At 66.5% G+C, this 19,387-nt stretch carries 19 protein-coding genes and 1 tRNA gene; 10 read left to right on the forward strand and 10 right to left on the reverse strand.

Annotated features, from left to right (window positions below):
- Window positions 1–93: 93 nt before the first annotated feature.
- Together FPJ27_RS21705 and lpxC are read left to right on the forward strand one after the other, a co-directional pair.
- Window positions 94–600, forward strand: a complete 507-nt coding sequence (locus FPJ27_RS21705; protein ID WP_072436389.1) for a peroxiredoxin — start codon at window positions 94–96, stop codon at window positions 598–600.
- Window positions 601–840: 240 nt separating this feature from the next.
- Complete coding sequence (gene lpxC / locus FPJ27_RS21710; protein WP_047899723.1) at window positions 841–1,758, forward strand: UDP-3-O-acyl-N-acetylglucosamine deacetylase; 918 nt, start codon at window positions 841–843, stop codon at window positions 1,756–1,758.
- Between the two features lie 76 nt (window positions 1,759–1,834).
- Here the strand turns inward: lpxC and FPJ27_RS21715 are convergent, their stop codons facing one another.
- A complete protein-coding gene (locus FPJ27_RS21715; RefSeq protein ID WP_047899724.1) occupies window positions 1,835–2,314 on the reverse strand; it encodes a DUF721 domain-containing protein in 480 nt (159 codons plus the stop codon).
- Between the two features lie 255 nt (window positions 2,315–2,569).
- Between FPJ27_RS21715 and secA the strand changes: the two genes are divergently transcribed.
- The 4 genes from secA to FPJ27_RS21735 all read left to right on the forward strand — a co-directional run bounded on the left by secA (window position 2,570) and on the right by FPJ27_RS21735 (window position 8,082).
- Window positions 2,570–5,368 carry a preprotein translocase subunit SecA gene (gene secA / locus FPJ27_RS21720; protein WP_072436388.1) on the forward strand — a complete coding sequence of 933 codons (2,799 nt, stop codon included), beginning with the start codon at window positions 2,570–2,572 and terminating at the stop codon, window positions 5,366–5,368.
- 143 nt (window positions 5,369–5,511) lie between these two features.
- Window positions 5,512–6,753 carry a bifunctional glutamate N-acetyltransferase/amino-acid acetyltransferase ArgJ gene (argJ, locus tag FPJ27_RS21725; protein ID WP_204425693.1) on the forward strand — a complete coding sequence of 414 codons (1,242 nt, stop codon included), beginning with the start codon at window positions 5,512–5,514 and terminating at the stop codon, window positions 6,751–6,753.
- A gap of 19 nt (window positions 6,754–6,772) precedes the next feature.
- Window positions 6,773–7,642, forward strand: coding sequence for an ATP-binding protein (locus FPJ27_RS21730; protein ID WP_204425695.1), 870 nt, complete (start codon window positions 6,773–6,775; stop codon window positions 7,640–7,642).
- A complete protein-coding gene (locus tag FPJ27_RS21735; RefSeq protein WP_072436384.1) occupies window positions 7,639–8,082 on the forward strand; it encodes an NUDIX domain-containing protein in 444 nt (147 codons plus the stop codon). Before FPJ27_RS21730 ends, FPJ27_RS21735 begins: the two co-directional genes overlap by 4 nt.
- A gap of 60 nt (window positions 8,083–8,142) precedes the next feature.
- Here the strand turns inward: FPJ27_RS21735 and FPJ27_RS21740 are convergent, their stop codons facing one another.
- From FPJ27_RS21740 to FPJ27_RS21780, 9 genes are all read right to left on the reverse strand, one after another.
- Window positions 8,143–8,343, reverse strand: coding sequence for a DNA gyrase inhibitor YacG (locus tag FPJ27_RS21740; protein WP_072436383.1), 201 nt, complete (start codon window positions 8,341–8,343; stop codon window positions 8,143–8,145).
- 28 nt (window positions 8,344–8,371) lie between these two features.
- A complete protein-coding gene (gene zapD, locus FPJ27_RS21745; RefSeq protein ID WP_034182650.1) occupies window positions 8,372–9,127 on the reverse strand; it encodes a cell division protein ZapD in 756 nt (251 codons plus the stop codon).
- A gap of 109 nt (window positions 9,128–9,236) precedes the next feature.
- Entirely contained in the window at window positions 9,237–9,845 is a 609-nt protein-coding gene (gene coaE, locus FPJ27_RS21750) for a dephospho-CoA kinase (protein ID WP_175963129.1), read from the reverse strand.
- A 1-nt stretch (window position 9,846) separates the two neighbouring features.
- Window positions 9,847–10,758 carry an A24 family peptidase gene (locus FPJ27_RS21755; protein WP_204425697.1) on the reverse strand — a complete coding sequence of 304 codons (912 nt, stop codon included), beginning with the start codon at window positions 10,756–10,758 and terminating at the stop codon, window positions 9,847–9,849.
- A 45-nt stretch (window positions 10,759–10,803) separates the two neighbouring features.
- The gene (locus FPJ27_RS21760; RefSeq protein WP_204425699.1) at window positions 10,804–12,009 is read right to left on the reverse strand and encodes a type II secretion system F family protein; all 1,206 of its coding nucleotides are present in this window, start codon (window positions 12,007–12,009) and stop codon (window positions 10,804–10,806) included.
- 2 nt (window positions 12,010–12,011) lie between these two features.
- A complete protein-coding gene (locus FPJ27_RS21765) occupies window positions 12,012–13,289 on the reverse strand; it encodes an ATPase, T2SS/T4P/T4SS family (RefSeq protein WP_204425707.1) in 1,278 nt (425 codons plus the stop codon).
- A gap of 83 nt (window positions 13,290–13,372) precedes the next feature.
- The gene (locus tag FPJ27_RS21770) at window positions 13,373–14,665 is read right to left on the reverse strand and encodes an HlyC/CorC family transporter (protein ID WP_034182655.1); all 1,293 of its coding nucleotides are present in this window, start codon (window positions 14,663–14,665) and stop codon (window positions 13,373–13,375) included.
- A gap of 143 nt (window positions 14,666–14,808) precedes the next feature.
- Window positions 14,809–14,885, reverse strand: a tRNA-Pro gene (locus FPJ27_RS21775).
- Window positions 14,886–15,032: 147 nt separating this feature from the next.
- Window positions 15,033–16,028 carry a polyprenyl synthetase family protein gene (locus tag FPJ27_RS21780; protein ID WP_034182656.1) on the reverse strand — a complete coding sequence of 332 codons (996 nt, stop codon included), beginning with the start codon at window positions 16,026–16,028 and terminating at the stop codon, window positions 15,033–15,035.
- A gap of 210 nt (window positions 16,029–16,238) precedes the next feature.
- Here FPJ27_RS21780 and rplU point away from each other — a divergent pair, with 210 nt between their 5' ends.
- The 4 genes from rplU to proB all read left to right on the forward strand — a co-directional run bounded on the left by rplU (window position 16,239) and on the right by proB (window position 19,346).
- Window positions 16,239–16,550 carry a 50S ribosomal protein L21 gene (gene rplU / locus FPJ27_RS21785; RefSeq protein ID WP_006025184.1) on the forward strand — a complete coding sequence of 104 codons (312 nt, stop codon included), beginning with the start codon at window positions 16,239–16,241 and terminating at the stop codon, window positions 16,548–16,550.
- Window positions 16,551–16,574: 24 nt separating this feature from the next.
- Window positions 16,575–16,838, forward strand: a complete 264-nt coding sequence (gene rpmA, locus FPJ27_RS21790) for a 50S ribosomal protein L27 (RefSeq protein WP_006476999.1) — start codon at window positions 16,575–16,577, stop codon at window positions 16,836–16,838.
- Window positions 16,839–17,024: 186 nt separating this feature from the next.
- The gene (gene obgE / locus FPJ27_RS21795) at window positions 17,025–18,137 is read left to right on the forward strand and encodes a GTPase ObgE (protein WP_204425709.1); all 1,113 of its coding nucleotides are present in this window, start codon (window positions 17,025–17,027) and stop codon (window positions 18,135–18,137) included.
- 90 nt (window positions 18,138–18,227) lie between these two features.
- Window positions 18,228–19,346, forward strand: coding sequence for a glutamate 5-kinase (gene proB, locus FPJ27_RS21800; RefSeq protein WP_204425711.1), 1,119 nt, complete (start codon window positions 18,228–18,230; stop codon window positions 19,344–19,346).
- The last annotated feature ends 41 nt before the right edge of the window (window positions 19,347–19,387 follow it).

Consider the following 19,387-nt stretch of genomic DNA (forward strand, 5'->3'; position numbering starts at 1 on the left):
GCCGGGAAACGTGCCCTCTTCGCTTCGGCGGGGCGGGATGGGCCGTGCTGTCCGCAACACGCTGAAAAACCGTATCGCTATGAGGGACCAGCCATGATTCAAGTGGGCGACGCGCTGCCCGACGCGCAGTTGTTCGAGTTCATCGACGACGCGCGCGAAGGGTGCACGCTGGGGCCGAATGCCTTCAGCGTGCGCGACCAGGTCGCGGGAAAGCGGGTGGTGATCTTCGGATTGCCGGGCGCTTTCACGCCGACCTGCTCGGCGCAGCATGTACCGGGCTACGTCGAACACGCCGGGCAACTGCGCTCGGCGGGGATCGACGAGATCTGGTGCGTGTCCGTCAACGACGCATTCGTGATGGGCGCATGGGGACGTGATCTGCACACCGCGGGCAAGGTGCGCATGATGGCGGACGGCAGCGCGGCTTTCACTCATGCGCTGGGGCTGACGCAGGATTTGTCCGCGCGTGGCATGGGAATTCGTTCCCTGCGCTACGCGATGGTGATTGACGGCGGTGTGGTCAAGACGCTGGCCGTCGAGGCGCCGGGCAAATTCGAAGTGAGCGATGCGGCGAGTGTTCTCGCAACGTTGACGTCCTGATCGCGCGGTGCGCCGTTGCCTGCCGGCAACGCTGCTCACCGGCCTCAGGACAGTTGTAACACGGGCTGATGACCGGAAACGCCTCCGTTCCGGGCATCGGCCCGTCCCGTATCTGCGCGGGTAAACTGCCGAAACAGATTGATACGCAGTTTCAAACAGCGTTGAATAGGGAATTACGCTATAATCTCATCTATCGAATATAACTCCTGATTGATATCTTCAATCAAGACGAAGAACACCATGCTGAAGCAGCGCACCATCAAATCGATCGTGAAGACCGTGGGCATCGGTCTCCACTCGGGCCGCAAGATTGAACTGACGCTCCGTCCCGCCGCGCCGGGCACGGGCATCGTCTTCTCGCGCATCGACCTGCCTACGCCCGTCGACATTCCCGCATCGGCGATGTCGATCGGCGACACGCGGCTCGCGTCGGTGCTGCAGAAGGATGGTGCGCGCGTGTCGACGGTCGAGCACCTGATGTCGGCATGCGCTGGCCTCGGTATCGACAACCTCTATGTCGACGTGACGGCCGAGGAAATCCCGATCATGGACGGCAGCGCGGCGACCTTCGTGTTCCTGATCCAGTCCGCCGGCATCGAGGAGCAGAACGCGCCGAAGCGCTTCATCAAGGTGACGAAGCCGGTTGAAATCCGCGACGGCGACAAGTTCGCGCGTCTCGATCCGTATTTCGGATTCAAGCTGAAGTTCTCGATCGACTTCCGCCACCCGGCCGTCGACAAGACGGGCCAGGAGCTCGAGGTCGACTTCGCGAATACGTCGTACGTGCGCGAGATCGCACGCGCGCGCACGTTCGGCTTCGCGCACGAAGCCGAGATGCTGCGCGAGCTGGGCCTGGCGCGCGGCGGCAGCATGGACAACGCGATCGTGCTCGACGAGTACCGGATCCTGAACAACGACGGGCTGCGCTACGATGACGAGTTCGTGAAGCACAAGATGCTCGACGCGATCGGCGACCTGTACGTGGTCGGCCATCCGCTGCTGGCGTCGTACACCGCGTACAAGTCGGGGCATGGGCTGAACAACGCGCTGCTGCGCGAGCTGCTCGCGCACGAAGATGCATACGAGATCGTCACGTTCGACGATCCGCAGGCCGCGCCGAGCGGCTTCGCGTTCGACGCGCAGACTGCGTTCGCCTGACCGGCGTTCGGTATCGCCAATAAAAAAACGGCCCGCGGGCCGTTTTTTTATTGGCCGGCCGCCGCCGGCGGCGCGCTCAGCGCGGCGATTTCGCGCCGTGCCGGGCCGCCATCCGCGCGAGCGCGGCCTGCAGCGGCGACGGTTCGAGGTGGTCGGCGAGGTCGCGCAATGCGGCGGCTCCGACCGAGGTCATCCGCGCCTGCTTCACGTGCGGCGGCTCCGGCGCGTCCTTCGGACGCACGCGCACGCGCAGCGTCGCGACGGGCCAGCCGCGCTTCTGGAGATCGCCGAGCAGCCGCGGTTCGACCTGCCGCAGCCGCGCGGCCAGCGCATTGTGCGCCGCAAAGAGGGTCAGGGTGCCGTCCTTGATGAAGCCCGGATCGACATGATTCGCAAGATAGTCGGGCAGGAGCGCGGACAGATCGCGCTGCAGCGACGCGATCTGCTCGACGCCGGCGCGCAGCGCAGTGAACGCGTCGGTGCGGCCGAGCACTTCGGACACGGGTTGCGGGCGATGCGCGGCGAGCGGGCCGAAACGCTTGGAAAATCGGTTCATCGAGGCATTCTTCGGGCGCGCACGCGCGCGGACGTTGACGCCGATTGTACCCGCGCCGGCTCGTGCACGGGCGGCTTTCGCCCCGTCCGCGCGGCCTCGGCGCGCAATGCCCGTCCGGCCGAGACACGGGCGCACGCGTCCCCGCGTGCTAAAATTCACTGTTTGAGTCCACTAATTCGCTAAGCCGCCGAGGCTCGGGCGCCGGGGCGCGCAACACGCGCCGGGCGCCGGTGCTGCGACGCAGGATCCGATCCGATGACAACCGGTTTTCTCCAGAAAATTTTTGGCAGCCGCAACCAGCGGCTCGTCAAGCAATACCAAAAGACCGTCACGACGATCAATGCGCTCGAAACGCAGATCGAGAAGCTGACGGACGACCAGTTGCGCGGCAAGACGGATGAATTCCGCCAGCGGGTCGCGGCCGGCGAGTCGCTCGACAAGCTGCTGCCCGAAGCGTTCGCGGTCTGCCGCGAGGCGAGCCGTCGCGTGCTGAAGATGCGGCACTTCGACGTGCAGTTGATCGGCGGCATGGTGCTCCACTACGGCAAGATCGCGGAAATGCGCACCGGCGAAGGCAAGACGCTCGTCGCGACGCTGCCCGTGTACCTGAATGCGCTGGCCGGCCGCGGCGTGCACGTCGTGACCGTCAACGACTACCTCGCGCAGCGCGACGCCGAATGGATGGCGCGCCTCTACAACTTCCTCGGTCTGTCGGTCGGCATCAACCTGTCCGGCATGGAGCACGACCAGAAGCAGCAGGCCTACGCGGCGGACATCACGTACGGCACGAACAACGAGTTCGGCTTCGACTACCTGCGCGACAACATGGTCTACGAGACCGACGCGCGCGTGCAGCGGGCACTGAACTTCGCGGTCGTCGACGAAGTGGACTCGATCCTGATCGACGAGGCGCGCACGCCGCTGATCATCTCGGGCCAGGCCGAGGACCACACCGAACTGTACGTGCGGATGAACGCGCTGCCGCCGCTGCTCGAGCGCCAGATCGGCGAGGAGAAGGCCGACGGCACGGGCGTCGAGAAGCCGGGCGACTACACGCTCGACGAGAAGTCGCGCCAGGTGTTCCTGACGGAATCGGGCCACGAGAAGGCCGAGCGGCTGCTCGCCGAATGGGGCCTGATCGGCGATGGCGAGAGCCTGTACGCGCCGCAGAACATCACGCTGATGCACCACGTGTACGCGGCGCTGCGCGCCCACACGCTGTTCCACAAGGACCAGCACTACGTCGTGCAGAACGGCGAAGTGGTCATCGTCGACGAATTCACGGGCCGCCTGATGGCCGGCCGCCGCTGGTCCGACGGCCTGCACCAGGCCGTCGAGGCGAAGGAGCACGTGAAGATCCAGAGCGAGAACCAGACGCTCGCATCGATCACGTTCCAGAACTACTTCCGGATGTACGCGAAGCTCGCGGGCATGACGGGTACCGCGGACACCGAAGCGTACGAATTCAACGAGATCTACGGTCTCGAGACGGTCGTGATCCCGACCAACCGTCCGCCGAAGCGGATCGACAAGCAGGACCAGATCTACAAGACGGCCAAGGAGCGCTACGACGCGGTGATCCGCGACATCCGCGACTGCTACGAGCGCGGCCAGCCGGTGCTGGTCGGCACGACGTCGATCGAGAACTCCGAGCTGCTGTCGCACCTGCTGAAGCAGGCCGGGCTGCCGCACGAAGTGCTGAACGCGAAGCAGCACGAGCGTGAAGCCGCGATCGTCGCGGAAGCCGGGCGTCCGAAGCGCGTCACCATCGCGACCAACATGGCCGGCCGCGGCACCGACATCGTGCTCGGCGGCAACGCCGAGAAGCAGGCCGCGTTCATCGAGGCCGACGAAGCGATCCCGGCCGACGAAAAGGCGCGCCGCATCCAGCAGCTGCACGACGAGTGGGAAACGCTGCACGAGCAGGTGAAGGCCGCGGGCGGCCTGCACATCATCGGCACCGAGCGCCACGAATCGCGCCGGATCGACAACCAGCTGCGCGGCCGTGCGGGCCGCCAGGGCGATCCGGGCTCGTCGCGCTTCTACCTGTCGCTCGACGATCCGCTGCTGCGCATCTTCGCGGGCGATCGTGTGCGCTCGATCATGGATCGCCTGAAGATGCCGGAAGGCGAGGCGATCGAGGCCGGCATCGTCACGCGTTCGATCGAATCCGCGCAGCGCAAGGTCGAAGCGCGCAACTTCGACATCCGCAAGCAGCTGCTCGAATACGACGACGTGTCGAACGACCAGCGCAAGGTCATCTACCAGCAGCGCAACGAACTGCTCGAAGCACACGACATCACCGAGACGATCACCGCGATGCGCCACGGCGTGATCGCCGAAGTCGTCCGCCAGTTCGTGCCGGAAGGCAGCATCGAGGAGCAGTGGGACGTGCCCGAGCTCGAGGAAGCGCTGCGCAACGACTGGCAGCTCGACCTCGCGATCCAGGAAATGGTGAACGAGTCGACGTCGATCACGGCCGAGGAGATTCTCGATGCCGTGATGACGGCCGCAGACGAGCAGTACGACGCAAAGGTCGCGATGGTCGGCCGCGAATCGTTCAGCGCGTTCGAGCGTTCGGTGATGCTGCAGACGGTCGACCGCCTGTGGCGCGAACACCTCGCGGCGCTCGATCACCTGCGCCAGGGCATCCACCTGCGCGGCTATGCGCAGAAGAACCCGAAGCAGGAATACAAGCGCGAAGCGTTCGAGCTGTTCGCCGCGATGCTCGACGCGATCAAGCAGGAAGTCACGCGGATCGTGATGAACGTGCAGATCCAGTCGCCGGAGCAGCTCGAGGAGGCGGCCGAGCAGATCGAGGAGCGCAGCGGCCATCTCGAGAACGTCGAGTACCAGCACGCCGAGTTTGCCGAAGCCGCCGCGCCGGTGGCCGGCGGGGCGGCCGTTGCGGCTGCCGCTGCGACGGCCGACATGGTCGGCAGCGCAATGGCCCACAGCGGCCCCGGCGGCGAGCTGCCGAAGGTCGGCCGCAACGATCCGTGCCCGTGCGGCAGCGGCAAGAAGTACAAGCACTGTCACGGGAAGCTGTCATGATCGACGGCGGCGCGCGTCACGCGTGCCGCTTCGTTCGCAGCTTCGAGTGCTGATGTGAGTTGCGGCGGCCCGCGCGTGCGGCCGCTGGTTCTTCCAATCGATGCCGGCATGTGCCGGCATTTTCCATCCGGCAGGTGTGCCCCATGGCTGTCAATTTTCCGTCGATCGATCCCGCCCAACTGCATCCCGTCGCCGGCGTCACGCTCGGCTGGGCGGAAGCGAACATCCGCAAGCCGAATCGCAAGGACGTGCTGGTCATCTCCGTCGACGAAGGGGCGACGGTCGCGGGCGTGTTCACCGAAAACCGTTTCTGCGCCGCGCCGGTCACCGTCTGCCGCGAGCATCTGGCGAAGGTGCGCGCGGGCGGCGCGAGCATTCGCGCACTCGTCGTGAATACGGGCAATGCGAACGCCGGCACCGGCGAGCCGGGCCTCGTGAACGCACGCGAGACCTGCACGGAACTCGCGCGCCTCGCGGGCATCGAGTCGGCGCAGGTGCTGCCGTTCTCGACCGGCGTGATCCTCGAGCCGCTGCCGATCGACCGCCTGAAGGCCGGCCTGCCGTCCGCGCTCGCGAACCGCAAGGCCGCGAACTGGTTTGACGCCGCGCAGGCGATCATGACGACCGACACGCTGCCGAAGGCCGCGTCGCGCCAGGTCGCGATCGACGGCCATACGGTCACGCTGACGGGCATCAGCAAGGGCGCCGGCATGATCAAGCCGAACATGGCGACGATGCTCGGCTTCCTCGCGTTCGACGCGAATGTCGCGCAGCCGGTGCTCGACACGCTCGTGAAGGAAGTTGCCGACCGCTCGTTCAATTGCATCACGATCGACGGCGACACGTCGACGAACGACTCGTTCATCCTGATCGCGTCGGGCAAGAGCACGCTGCCTGCAATCACGTCGACCGATTCGCCGGCCTATGCGGCGCTGCGCGATGCGGTGACGGAAGTCGCGCAGGTGCTGTCGCAACTGATCGTGCGCGACGGCGAAGGCGCGACGAAATTCATGACGGTGCAGGTCGAGGGCGGCAAGAGCGTCGCCGAATGCCGCCAGATCGCGTACGCGATCGGCCATTCGCCGCTCGTGAAGACGGCCTTCTACGCATCCGACCCCAATCTCGGCCGGATTCTCGCGGCGATCGGCTATGCGGGCGTCGCGGATCTCGATGTCGGCAAGATCGACCTCTATCTCGACGACGTGCTTGTCGCGAAGGCGGGCGGCCGCAATCCGGCCTACCAGGAAGAGGACGGCCAGCGCGTGATGAAGCAGAGCGAAATCACGATTCGCGTGCTGCTCGGCCGCGGCGATGCGCAGGCCACCGTGTGGACGTGCGACCTGTCGCACGATTACGTGAGCATCAACGCGGATTACCGTTCCTGATCGGGAGCGTTCGAACGACATGGACAAGCTTGAACAGTTTCTGACGCGCGCGGAAGCGCTGCTCGGCCGGCTCGAGGGGATGCTGCCGCCCGCGCCGGCGGCCATCGACTGGAACGCCGCGCACGCATTCCGCTGGCGCAAGCGCCAGGGGCGCGGCTACCTGCAGCCGGTGCCGGCCGTATCGTCGATCGCGCTCGGCGACCTGCACAACATCGATCGCCAGAAGGGGCTGATCGAGCAGAATACACGGCAGTTCGTGCAGCAGAAGCCGGCCAACAACGTGCTGCTGACGGGCGCGCGGGGCACCGGCAAGTCGTCGCTGATCAAGGCGTGCCTGAACGCGTATGCGAAGGACGGGCTGCGCCTGATCGAAGTCGACAAGGACGACCTGCACGATCTCGGCGACATCGTCGAGCTGATCTCGCAGCGTCCCGAGCGGTTCATCGTGTTTTGCGACGACCTGTCGTTCGAGGAAGGCGAATCGGGCTACAAGGCGCTGAAAGTCGCGCTCGACGGCTCGATCGCCGCGCAGTCGGACAACGTGCTGATCTACGCGACGTCGAACCGCCGCCATCTGCTGCCCGAGTACATGAGCGACAACGAGTCGTACAAGCATCTCCCGGATGGCGAGATTCACCCTGGCGAAGTCGTCGAGGAGAAGATCTCGCTGTCGGAGCGCTTCGGCCTGTGGGTCAGCTTCTATCCGTTCAAGCAGGACGACTACCTCGGCATCGTCGCGCACTGGCTGCGTCATTTCGGCTGCGCGGACGCGGAGATCGAGTCCGCGCGCGGCGACGCGCTCGTGTGGGCGCTCGAACGCGGTTCGCGGTCGGGCCGCGTTGCGTGGCAATTCGCGCGTGACTGGTCGGGTCGCAAGGAGCAGGCATGAGCACGGATCTCGCACAGGGCGCCGTGCGCGCGCCGGATGGCCGCAAGGTGACGGAAGTCGCGGTCGGGGTGATGGTGCAGCCGGATGGCCGGTACCTGCTCGCGCAGCGGCTGCAAGGCAAGCCGTATGAAGGCTACTGGGAGTTTCCGGGCGGCAAGCTGGAGGCCGGCGAAAGCGTCGAGGACGCGCTGGCGCGCGAACTGCACGAGGAACTCGGCATCGTCGTCACGGCCAGCCACCGCTGGCACACGCTCGAACACGATTATCCGCATGCGTACGTGCGGCTTTATTTCTGCAAGGTGACGGGCTGGACCGGCGAGCCGCACAGCAAGGAAGGGCAGGCGTTCGTATGGCAGCAACTGCCGGTCGACGTCGCGCCGCTGCTGCCGGCGGCGCTGCCGGTGCTCGAACTGCTCGAAAAGGAAGCGGCGTCGCACTGATGCCGCGGCGGCCTGCCTGAAAGGCGGGCCATATCGCCGGCGGGCGGTGCCGCGCGCCGCTCAACTGTCGCGGCGGTCGTCCGTGCCGTCTTCTTCCGACGAAGGGCCTTCGTCGGACGTACCGCCGATCCGGTACTTTTCCGCAGCCCAGGCGCCGAGGTCGAGCTGCTTGCAGCGAGCCGAACAGAACGGGCGGAACTGATTTTCAGGGGCCCAGCGCACTTGGGCGCCGCAGGACGGGCATTTCACAACGGTAGTCATACGAAAGCGTCGATCCGGCACGCGGCCGTTACAGATTGCACAGTGTCAGATGGAACGGCACGTCGATGTCCACCGCGCGCGGCCGCACATCGCCGTCCTGCATGGTGAACCGTACCCACAGCATGTATTTGTTCGCGCTCGCTTCGGGAATGACGCGCAACTCCGGCGGCACGCGCACCTGCATCAACTGGTACGTGCGGCCGGACAGCATCTGCTGGTAGCTGCCCTGCATCGCCATGACCTTCGACGCCTGGCCCGATTCGCGCGCGAGGCGCAGCACGATCGACGCGGCGTCGCGCAGCGGCAGCATCGGCATGATCCACTTCGCGATGTCCTGGCGCCGCTGCTCGGCGGGCCATTGCTGCCACGCGTAGTACGACGGCAGGTCGAACTTGCAGGTGCCGCCGGGAATCACCGCGCGGCTGCGGATGCTGGCGAGCCACTCGTTGTCGATGAGGTGCTGCCCGGTTTTGCCCTGCATCTGCGCGAGATTCGCGAGCGTCTGCTCGATTTCGCCGAGCACGGCTTCGAGCGCGTTCTGCTCGATGCCCGGATTGCCGCGAAAGGGGGCGAGCGTCTGGCGCTGACGTTCGAGCTCCTTCATCAGATCCGATTTCAGGTCCGCGCGGCCGGTTACCTCGGCGATTTCGAACAGCGTCGTCAGCGCGACGTGGTGTTCACGCGGGTCCTCCTGAGCCAAAAAGAACGCGAAGCGCTCGAACAGGTCTTCGAGGCGCAGCAGCGTGCGAATTCGCTCGTTGAACGGATACTCGTAAAGAATCAAGCGCGCTCGCCTCTAGGGTAGGAATTGAAACAATGCAGCACATTCTAATGCTCACTCTCTACCCTAGCAACGCACCAATTTCGTACGCCATCACGATCGCGCGCGAGGGTCAGTGCGCGGCGGCCGCGAACCCGAGGTAGCGTTGGTGCAGCGCATCGACCTGCGCGGCGAGCGCATCGGGCGTCGTCGCGTCGTTGACGATCACGTCGTCGGCCGCCGCGAGACGGGCTTCGCGCGTCGCCTGTCTCGCGATGATTGCCTCGACCTGCTCGCGCGTGAACCCGTTGCGCTGCATCACGCGCGCGATCTGCGTCTCGACCGGGCAGTCGACGACGAGCACGCGATCGCTGCGCGCCTTCCAGTTGCCCGACTCGACGAGCAGCGGCACGACGAACATCACGTACGGGCCCTGCGCTTCGCGCGCGTCGCGATCGGTTTCCGCGCGGATCAGCGGATGCGTGATCGCTTCGAGACGCCGGCGCGCGTCGTCGTCGCTGAAAATCAGTGCGCGCATCTTCGCGCGATCGAGCGAACCGTCCGCGGCAACGAAGCCGCGGCCGAACGCCTGTTCGATCGCAGGCATCGCGAGGCCGCCCGGCGCGGTGATGCGGTGGGCGATCAGATCGGTATCGACGAGCGATGCGCCGCGGGCGCCGAACAGGTCCGCGACGGTCGTCTTGCCGCTGCCGATGCCGCCGGTGAGTCCTACTGCGAACATGTCAGCCTCCGAGCGCCGCGTAGAAAGGGGTGCCGAAAAACAGCGTCGCGACGCCGCCCGCCGCGAGGAACGGGCCGAACGGAATCGGCTCCTCGAAGCGCATGCGGCCGCGCCAGGTCGCGACGAGCCCGACGATCGCGCCCGTCACCGCGGCGAACAGCACGACCTGCGGGAGCGCGGCCCACCCCATCCATGCGCCGAGCGCAGCGAGCAGCTTCAGGTCGCCGAAGCCGATGCCCTCGATGCCGCGCAACCACTTGAACAGCCAGTAGATCGACCACAGGAACAGGTAGCCGGCCATTGCGCCGATCACGGCCGAGCGCAGCGACGTGAACGTGCCGCCGAGGTTCAGCACGAGCCCGGCCCACAGGAGCGGCAGCGTCATCGAATCGGGCAGGTAGCCGGTGCGGATATCGATCGCGCTCATCGCCAGCAGCGCGGCGCACAGCGCGAAGGCGGCGAGCGCGGCGACGGTCGGGCCGAACGCGGTGAGCGAGCCGGCGGCGAGCAGCGCGCACGCGAGTTCGACGAGCGGATAACGGATGCCGATCGCGTGGCCGCAGCGGCGGCAGCGTCCGCGCAATATCAGGTAGCTGACGAGCGGGATGTTTTCCCATGCGCGCAGCACGTGGCCGCAATGCGGGCATGCGCTGCGCGGGCGCCACAGATCGTAGCGCAGCGGATAACCGTCGTCGGGGACGGTGCTGGCGTTGCCGGTCGCTTCGGCGATCTCGGCCTGCCATGCGCGCTGCATCATCACGGGCAGCCGGTGCACGACCACGTTCAGGAAGCTGCCGACGCAAAGGCCGATGACGACCGCGAACGCATACTGCAGCGCGGGCGGCAGCATCGCCAGCGCGAGCAGCGTGCTCTCGGGCGAATCGGGAACGGCGGACAGGGGCGCGGGTGTCATGAGGCTCAAGGTTCGGACTAAAAGGCGACAGAATCGGTTGCGATGCTACACCACGTTGCCGAGCTGAAGGATGGGCAGATACATCGCGATCACGAGGCCGCCGACGAGTGCGCCCAGTACGATGACGATCAGCGGTTCGCCGAGAGCCGCGAGCGTATCGAGACGCGCGTCGAGCTGGCGTTCGCACAGCGCGGCGAGGTCGGCGAGCATCGTGTCGAGCGTGCCGGTCTCCTCGGCGACGGCGATCGGCTGCACGACGTCGTCCGGAAAGCAGCCCGCCGACTGCATCGCGTCGGCGAGACGCGCGCCGCGCAGCACGCGTGCCGCGATGTGCGTGGTGGCCAGCTCGAACACCGGATGGCCGGCAGTGCGCTCGAGCGTGGCGAAGGCATCGGCGAGCGGCACGCCGGCGCCGAGCAGCGTCGCAAGCGAGCGGCACCAGCGTGCGGCTGCGAACCGCGTGAGCGCGCTGCCTGCGAGCGGGGCGTGCAGCAGGCATCGCGCGAGCGCATGGCGCAGCGGCGCCGAGCGCCGAAGCGCGTGATGAGCGGCAAGCCCCGTTGCCGCGGCACCGGCCACGAGCACACCGCCCCACGCCGACAGCGCGGAGGACAGAGCAAGCAGTGCGCGGGTCGGTGCCGGCAGTGCGGTGCCGAATCCGTCGAAGATCTGCCGGAACGTCGGCACGACCCACACCATCAACGCAGCCGAGATCGCGAGCGCGAACAGGATGACGGCTGCCGGATACGCGAGCGCGGCACGCAGCTTGCGCCACTGCGCGTCGGCGCGCTCGCGGTGTTCCGCGACCCGTGTCAGCACGATGCCGAGCGAGCCGGACGCTTCGCCGACCTCGATCAGTTGGCGATACAGCGTGCCGAACTGCGTGGGATAGCGGGCGAGCGCATCGGCGAAGCGCTGCCCGCCGACGATCTCGCGGGCGAGACCCGCGGCGATGCGCGGCACGCCGTCGCGCGTGCGCGTGCGCGCGAGCATCTCGAGCGACGGCGCGAGCGGCAGCCCGGCCTGCAGCAGGCTCGCGAGCTGGCGCGTGAAACGCGTTATGTCGCGTGCGCCGGCCGTCGGCGGCCGGGCCGGCCCGCGGACGTCGAGCGACAGCACCGCGATGCCGTCGCGTGCGAGCGCGGCGCGCGCAGCCGCGGCGTCGAAGGCGATGACGGTCCCGCGGCGCGGCGCGCCGTCACGGCGGCGGCCGCGCCACACGAAGCGGGTTTCGCGCGGCGGTGTGCGCATGCTCAGGCCACCGGTGTTGCGGCGACGGCTTCCGCGATGCTCGTCGTGCCGTCGCGGACGCGCGCGAAGGCCGCGTCGCGCAGATTGCGCACGCCTTCGGCCGCCGCGCATTGAGCGAGTTCGCCGACGCTCGCCCGCGCGACGATGCGTTCCGCCAGCGCGGGCGATACCGGCATCGTCTGATGCAAGCCGATGCGGCCTCGATAGCCGATACCGTGACACGCGGAACAGCCGCGCGCGACGAACGGCCGCCATCCGGCAGCCAGGGCCGCCGGGTCGCAGCCGGCTTCACGCAGCACGCGCGCAGGTGCGTCCGAGTGCATGCGGCACGCGACGCACAAGCGCCGGACGAGGCGCTGCGCGGTGACGAGGTGCAGCGCGGCCGCGAGGTTGTACGGCGCGACGCCGATGTCGAGCAGCCTCGCGACGGCGGCCGGCGCGTCGTTCGTGTGCAGCGTCGACAGCACGAGATGGCCGGTCTGCGCGGCCTTGATCGCGACGTCGGCCGTCTCCGCATCGCGAATCTCGCCGACCATGATGATGTCCGGATCCTGTCGCAGCAGCGCGCGCAGCGCCGTCGCGAACGTGAGCCCCGCCTTTTCGGCGACACCGACCTGGCTGATCCCGTCGAGCTGGATCTCGGCGGGATCCTCGACCGTGCAGACGTTGTGTGCGTCGCGATCGAGCATCTGCAGCGCGCAGTAGAGCGACAGCGTCTTGCCGCTGCCGGTCGGGCCCGTGACGAGCACGAGGCCGTGCGGTGCGCGTATCGCGGCCTCCATCGCTGCTGCCTGCTGCGCGTCGAAGCCGAGGCGAGCGAGCGTGAGATCGGGCGGCAGCGTTTCGAGGCGACGCAGCACGAGCTTTTCGCCGAACAGCGTGGGCAGCGAACTGACGCGGTAGTCGCCGCGCGTGCCGCCGTCGATCGCGATGCGCAGCCTGCCGTCCTGCGGCAGCCGTCGTTCGGCGATGTCCATGCGCGCGAGGACCTTGATCCGCGTGACGAGCGCATCGCGCAGGTGTAACGGCGGCCGCGCATGTTCGTGCAGCACGCCGTCGATGCGCAGGCGGATGCGCCAGCCGGCTTCGAACGGTTCGACGTGGATGTCGGATGCGTCGCGCACGCGTGCCGCGTGAAGCGTGTCGGTCAGCAGCCGTACGGCCGGTGCGTCGTCGAGCTGGGCCGCGTCGAGCGCGTGTGGTGCGGCGGCGGGCGACGCATCGGAGTGGGCGGGCGGCGGCTGCGTGCGCAGCGGCGCCCCGGGAGGAGGGAAATGCATGTGAGCCGGCGCGTCGGCCGCCTGTTGAACGTGACCTGCAGATGGTCGCGCATTGCGGGCGGTGCCGGCAGTCGGCCGTTCGGCTAGCGTAATGCGGTGCGTGCGGTGCGCGTGCCGCGCGGCTTGAAGAGCTTGACGGTGCGCACGGCCTGGTCGTCGCTGCGCATCACCTCGAGCATCACGTCGCCGATTTTCAGGCACACGTCGTCTTCCGGAATTTCCTCGAGGGTTTCGAGAATCAGCCCGTTCAGCGTCTTTGGCCCGTCGGTCGGCAGCTTCAGGTGCAGCCAGCGGTTCAGTTCGCGCAGCGGCATGCCGGCCGTGACGATGCATTCGCCGTTCTCGTCCCAGCCGCCCGCGCGTTCGCTGCGCGGCATCGACGTCGTGAATTCGCCGATCAGCTCCTCGATGATGTCTTCGGGCGTGACGAGCCCTTCGAGCTCGCCGTATTCGTTGACGACGAGCGCGGTACGCTGCCGGGTCTCCTGGAAATACTGGAGTTGCTGAACCACCGGCGTGCCCGACGGCACGTAGTACGGCTCGGCGAGCAGCGAGCGCAGCGTTTCGCGGTCGAACTCCTGGTTGTGCAGCGCGGTCAGCGTCTTGCGCACGTGCAGCACGCCGAGCACCTTGTCGATGTCGCCTTCGTAGACGACAAGCCGGTTGTGATAGCAGGTTTCGAGCTGGTGCAGGACGTCGTCGAGCGGCGCATAGAAGTTGAGCGATTCGATCTGGCGGCGCGGCACCATCACGTCGTCGACCGTGATGTTCTCGAGGTCGAACAGGTTGAGCAGGATGCTGCGGTGCTTGGTCGGCATGAAGCTGCTCGACTCGAGCACGATGGCCCGCAGTTCGTCGGCCGACATCCGCTGGTCGCGACCCTTCTTCGTGTTGATGCGTAGCACCCACAGCACGCCGTTCGCGAGCGCGTTGACGAACCAGACGACCGGCTTGAACACGCGCATCAGCGGCGCGATCACGAGGCTCGCGGGCAGGGCGATGCGTTCGGGGAAGGTCGCGCCGACGATCTTCGGCGCGATCTCCGCGAACACGATGATCAGGAACGCGACGATGCCGGTCGCGATCGACAGCGCGAGATTGTTGCGGCCGAACGTATGGAGCGCGAGCGACGTCGTCAGGACCGGGATGATCGTGTTGAACAGGTTGTTGCCGATCAGGATCACGCTGAGCAGCAGGTCAGTACGCGTGAGAAGCCCCTGGGTGGTCTTCGCGCCGAGTGCGCCCTGGCCGGCGAGATGCTTCAGCCGATGGCGATTGAGCGCCATCATCGCGGTCTCGGAAATGGAGAAGAAGCTGGAACAGAGGAGAAGCAGGAAGACGGCGCCGATTTGCGCCCATAAGGGAATTTGGTCCACGCGTCGGAAAGGGCAGTGAAGGACAGGAATGGAGGGAATATAGCAGAGGCCGGCGACCGCGATGTGTCGTGCGCGACACGATGGGCCCGCAACGGCCGGACGAAAAAAAACCGTGCACGCGGTGCACGGTTTTTTTACAAATCTGGTCGGGGTGAGAGGATTCGAACCTCCGGCCTCTACGTCCCGAACGTAGCGCTCTACCAGGCTAAGCTACACCCCGATTTTTGCTCTTCGGACTTCGCCGTCTTCGTGAAGATCGTTGCGTCGTCACAAGCAAGAACGTAACTATAACGATGTTTTTTCTAAAAGGGAATACTTTGCTGAAGAAAATTTTCGAGACAACGCATCGCCGCGGTTCGCGACGTGTTTACGACTGCCGCGACGTCGAGTACGAGCACAGCGCGAGCAGGCTCTCCTTATAGATCGAATCGGGGAATGCGGCGATCGCTGCCGCTGCCGCCTGCGCTTCCTGGCGTGCGCATTCGAGCGTGTGATCCAGCGCGCCCGAACGCGTGATCGCTTCGAAAATCGTGTCGAAGCGATCGGTGCCGCCCTGTTCGATCGCCTCGCGTGCAAGCGCCGACTGTTCCGGCGTGCCGCGTTCGATCAGATAGATGAGCGGCAGCGTCGGTTTGCCTTCGCGCAGGTCGTCGCCGGCGTTCTTGCCCATTGCCTCGACGGTGCCCGCGTAGTCGAGCCAGTCGTCCATGATCTGGAACGCGGTGCCGATCCGGCGGCCGTATTCGGCGGCGGCGGCTTCGGTCGGCGCATCGGCGCCGGCGAGCACCGCGCCCAGGCGCGCCGACGCCTCGAACAGCTTGGCCGTCTTGTAGCGGATCACCTGCATGTAGCGCGTTTCGTCGACGTCCGCGTCATGCATGTTGAGGAGCTGCAGCACCTCGCCTTCGGAAATGATCGTCGTCGCTTCGGACAGGATCTCCATCACGCGCATCTTGCCGACGCCGACCATCATTTCGAACGAGCGCGAATAGAGGTAATCGCCTACCAGCACGCTCGCCGCGTTGCCGAACAGCGCGTTGGCGGTCTGGCGGCCGCGGCGCAGCTCGGATTCGTCGACGACGTCGTCATGCAGCAGCGTGGCGGTATGGATGAACTCGACGACGGCGGCCAGCACGTGCCGCTGGTGCGACGTCTCGCCGAGCGCGCCGGCGACGAGCAGCAGCAACGCCGGACGCAGCCGCTTGCCGCCCGCGCCGATGATGTACTCGGCGATCTGGTTGATCAGCAGCACGTCGGACGCGAGGCTTTGCCGGATAACGCGATTCACCTGCTCCATGTCGCTGGTGATCGGAGCGAGCAGGTGGGCGGCGCTGAGGGTGGGGGAGGCGGTGGACGACGACATGATGATGGAATTGGGTGATGCCGCGGATTATAAGTCGAATCCGAGATATCCCGGTCTGTCGGACGTGCCGGAGCCGCGATTTTGGCCGTCCGGCCGAGGCCGCTGCGCGGCAATCGTCGATCGGTTTTGACTTCGGTGCTAACCCCATGTATAATCACGTGTTTTCCGCGCGTGGTGTGCGGAAAAATTGGATCCAGAGTGAGGTTCTCAATGTACGCGGTCATAAAAACCGGCGGCAAGCAGTACAAGGTTGCCGTTGGCGAAAAACTCAAAGTAGAACAGATACCGGCTGACATTGACGCTGAAATCACGCTCGACCAGGTTCTCGCAGTGGGCGAAGGCGAATCGATTAAGTTCGGTACGCCGCTGGTCAGTGGGGCTTCCGTCAAGGCCACCGTTGTGTCGCACGGTCGTCACGCCAAGGTCACCATCTTCAAGATGCGTCGCCGGAAGCACTACCAAAAGCACGGCGGCCACCGCCAGAACTACACTGAGCTGCGCATCGACGCGATCAACGCGTAAGCGCCTCGGTTAAGGAGCAATCAGATGGCACACAAAAAGGCAGGCGGCTCTTCCCGGAACGGCCGCGACTCCGAGTCGAAACGTCTCGGCGTGAAGGTGTACGGCGGCCAGGCAATCAATGCCGGCGGCATCATCGTGCGTCAGCGCGGCACGCGCATGCACGCAGGCGAGAACGTCGGCATGGGCAAGGATCACACCCTGTTCGCGCTGGTCGACGGTCACGTGAAGTTCGCGACGAAGGGCGCGGACAAGAAGCATCTGGTCATCGTCGTCCCGGCGGCTGCCTAAGTTCAGGCACCCACGGGCTTCGAGCCGAAAGGCCCCGCAGTCTTCGCGGGGCCTTTTTTATTTGGCCGCCGGGCGCATGTGCGTTCCGGCGACCGTCGTGCAACCGGCGTACGATCGGCCGAAAGGCAGATTGTTCAAGCGCGCCGGCGCGCGGCACAATAGCGGAAATACTGGGCGGAGTGACGAATGAAGTTCATTGACGAAGCACGAATCGAAGTCATCGCCGGCGACGGAGGCGATGGCAGCGCGTCGATGCGCCGCGAGAAATTCGTCCCGTTCGGCGGGCCGGACGGCGGCGACGGCGGCCGGGGCGGTAGCGTCTACGCGATCGCCGACCGCAACATCAACACGCTGATCGACTACCGTTACGCGAAGAAGCACCTGGCGCGCAACGGCGAAAACGGTCGCGGCTCGGATTGCTACGGCAAGGGCGGCGACGACGTCACGCTGCGCATGCCGGTCGGCACGATCATCAGCGACATGGATACCGGCGAGCTGATCGCCGACCTGACCGAGCATGACCAGCAGGTGATGCTCGCCCAGGGTGGCGCCGGCGGCCTCGGCAACCTGCATTTCAAGTCGAGCACGAACCGCGCGCCGCGTCAGAAGACGGACGGCAAGCCCGGCGAGCGGCGCATGCTGAAGCTCGAGCTGAAGGTGCTCGCCGATGTCGGCCTGCTCGGCATGCCGAACGCGGGCAAGTCGACGTTCATCTCGTCGGTGTCGAACGCGAGGCCGAAGATCGCCGACTACCCGTTCACGACGCTCGCGCCGAATCTCGGCGTGGTGCGCGTCGGCCCGAGCAAGAGCTTCGTGATCGCCGACATCCCGGGGCTGATCGAGGGTGCAGCCGAAGGCGCGGGCCTCGGGCATCAGTTCCTGCGTCACCTGCAGCGCACCGGCGTGCTGCTGCATCTTGTCGATCTCGCTCCGTTCGACGAAAGCGTCGATCCGGTCGCGGAAGCGACCGCGATCGTCGGCGAGTTGCGCAAGTACGATGAGGCGCTCTACGAGAAGCCGCGCTGGCTCGTGCTCAACAAGCTCGACATGGTGCCGGAAGACGAGCGCGAGGCGCGCGTCGCGGATTTCCTCGACCGCTTCGGTTGGGACGGCCCCGTGTTCGAGATTTCGGCGCTGACGGGGCAGGGCTGCGAAGCGCTGTGCTACGCGATCTACGACTACCTGTCCGAGCATTCGGATGCGCATCGCGCGGCGGAGGCGGAAGATCTCGCGGCGGACGTGCGTTTCCGCGATGCGCCGCCCGCGAACGGCGGTGCAACGCCGGGCGACGACGCCTGAGCGGTTCCGGAACGCGCCGGGTGTGCCGCCCGGCGTCGGCGTTCAATCGCGCCCGGCCGGGCAGGCATCAGATACAGGAGACAGTGCAGGATGCGTTCGATCATCGCGGATTCGAAGCGATTGGTGGTGAAGGTGGGCTCCAGCCTCGTGACCAACGACGGCAAGGGGCTCGATCATGATGCAATCGGCCGCTGGGCCGCCCAGATCGCCGCGCTGCGCGCTCAGGGCAAGGAAGTCGTGCTCGTCAGTTCGGGCGCGATTGCCGAAGGGATGCAGCGGCTCGGCTGGAGCAAGCGGCCGCGCGAAATCGACGAGCTGCAGGCCGCCGCCGCAGTTGGCCAGATGGGGCTCGCGCAGGTCTATGAGAGCCGTTTCACCGAACACGACATCCGCACCGCGCAGATCCTGCTCACGCACGCCGACCTGGCGGATCGCGAGCGTTACCTGAATGCGCGTTCGACGCTGCTCACGCTGCTGCGGCTCGGCGTCGTACCGATCATCAACGAGAACGACACGGTCGTTACCGACGAAATCAAGTTCGGCGACAACGACACGCTCGGTGCGCTCGTCGCGAACCTGATCGAAGGCGATGCGCTGATCATCCTGACCGACCAGTCGGGGCTGTTCACCGCCGATCCGCGCAAGGATCCGAACGCGACGCTCGTCGCCGAGGCTAATGCCGGTGCGCCGGAACTCGAGGCGATGGCGGGCGGTGCGGGCTCGAGCCTCGGCCGCGGCGGGATGCTGACGAAGATTCTCGCGGCGAAGCGTGCGGCGCACAGCGGCGCGAACACCGTGATCGCGAGCGGTCGGGAGTCCGACGTGCTCGTGCGTCTGGCGGCCGGCGAGGCGATCGGCACGCAACTGATCGCACGTACCGCGCGGATGGCGGCGCGCAAGCAATGGATGGCCGATCACCTGCAGGTGCGCGGCCATGTCGTGATCGATGCCGGCGCGGTCGAGAAACTGACGGCCGGCGGCAAGAGCCTGCTGCCGATCGGCGTGACCGGCGTGCAGGGGGCGTTCGCGCGCGGCGAGGTGATCGCGTGTGTCGGCCCCGACGGGCGCGAAGTGGCGCGTGGGCTCACGAACTACAGCAGCGCGGAAACGAAGCTGATTCAGCGCAAGCCGAGCGGCGAGATCGAGACCGTGCTCGGCTACATGCTGGAGCCTGAACTGATCCATCGCGACAACCTCGTGCTGGTGTGACTGTCCGCTCCGAATCCGGTAGCCAAATAAAAAGCCCGCGT

Origin of the sequence: Burkholderia sp. MS455 (genome assembly GCF_016899445.1) — a bacterium.
Lineage (GTDB): Bacteria > Pseudomonadota > Gammaproteobacteria > Burkholderiales > Burkholderiaceae > Burkholderia > Burkholderia pyrrocinia_C.

Coding starts and splice junctions, on each gene's coding strand:
- FPJ27_RS21705 (WP_072436389.1), top strand. CDS start 94: ATGATTCAAGTGGGCGACGCGCTGCCCGACGCGCAGTTGTTCGAGTTC.
- lpxC (WP_047899723.1), top strand. CDS start 841: ATGCTGAAGCAGCGCACCATCAAATCGATCGTGAAGACCGTGGGCATC.
- FPJ27_RS21715 (WP_047899724.1), bottom strand. CDS start 2,314: ATGAACCGATTTTCCAAGCGTTTCGGCCCGCTCGCCGCGCATCGCCCG.
- secA (WP_072436388.1), top strand. CDS start 2,570: ATGACAACCGGTTTTCTCCAGAAAATTTTTGGCAGCCGCAACCAGCGG.
- argJ (WP_204425693.1), top strand. CDS start 5,512: ATGGCTGTCAATTTTCCGTCGATCGATCCCGCCCAACTGCATCCCGTC.
- FPJ27_RS21730 (WP_204425695.1), top strand. CDS start 6,773: ATGGACAAGCTTGAACAGTTTCTGACGCGCGCGGAAGCGCTGCTCGGC.
- FPJ27_RS21735 (WP_072436384.1), top strand. CDS start 7,639: ATGAGCACGGATCTCGCACAGGGCGCCGTGCGCGCGCCGGATGGCCGC.
- FPJ27_RS21740 (WP_072436383.1), bottom strand. CDS start 8,343: ATGACTACCGTTGTGAAATGCCCGTCCTGCGGCGCCCAAGTGCGCTGG.
- coaE (WP_175963129.1), bottom strand. CDS start 9,845: ATGTTCGCAGTAGGACTCACCGGCGGCATCGGCAGCGGCAAGACGACC.
- FPJ27_RS21755 (WP_204425697.1), bottom strand. CDS start 10,758: ATGACACCCGCGCCCCTGTCCGCCGTTCCCGATTCGCCCGAGAGCACG.
- FPJ27_RS21760 (WP_204425699.1), bottom strand. CDS start 12,009: ATGCGCACACCGCCGCGCGAAACCCGCTTCGTGTGGCGCGGCCGCCGC.
- FPJ27_RS21765 (WP_204425707.1), bottom strand. CDS start 13,289: ATGCATTTCCCTCCTCCCGGGGCGCCGCTGCGCACGCAGCCGCCGCCC.
- FPJ27_RS21780 (WP_034182656.1), bottom strand. CDS start 16,028: ATGTCGTCGTCCACCGCCTCCCCCACCCTCAGCGCCGCCCACCTGCTC.
- rplU (WP_006025184.1), top strand. CDS start 16,239: ATGTACGCGGTCATAAAAACCGGCGGCAAGCAGTACAAGGTTGCCGTT.
- rpmA (WP_006476999.1), top strand. CDS start 16,575: ATGGCACACAAAAAGGCAGGCGGCTCTTCCCGGAACGGCCGCGACTCC.
- obgE (WP_204425709.1), top strand. CDS start 17,025: ATGAAGTTCATTGACGAAGCACGAATCGAAGTCATCGCCGGCGACGGA.
- proB (WP_204425711.1), top strand. CDS start 18,228: ATGCGTTCGATCATCGCGGATTCGAAGCGATTGGTGGTGAAGGTGGGC.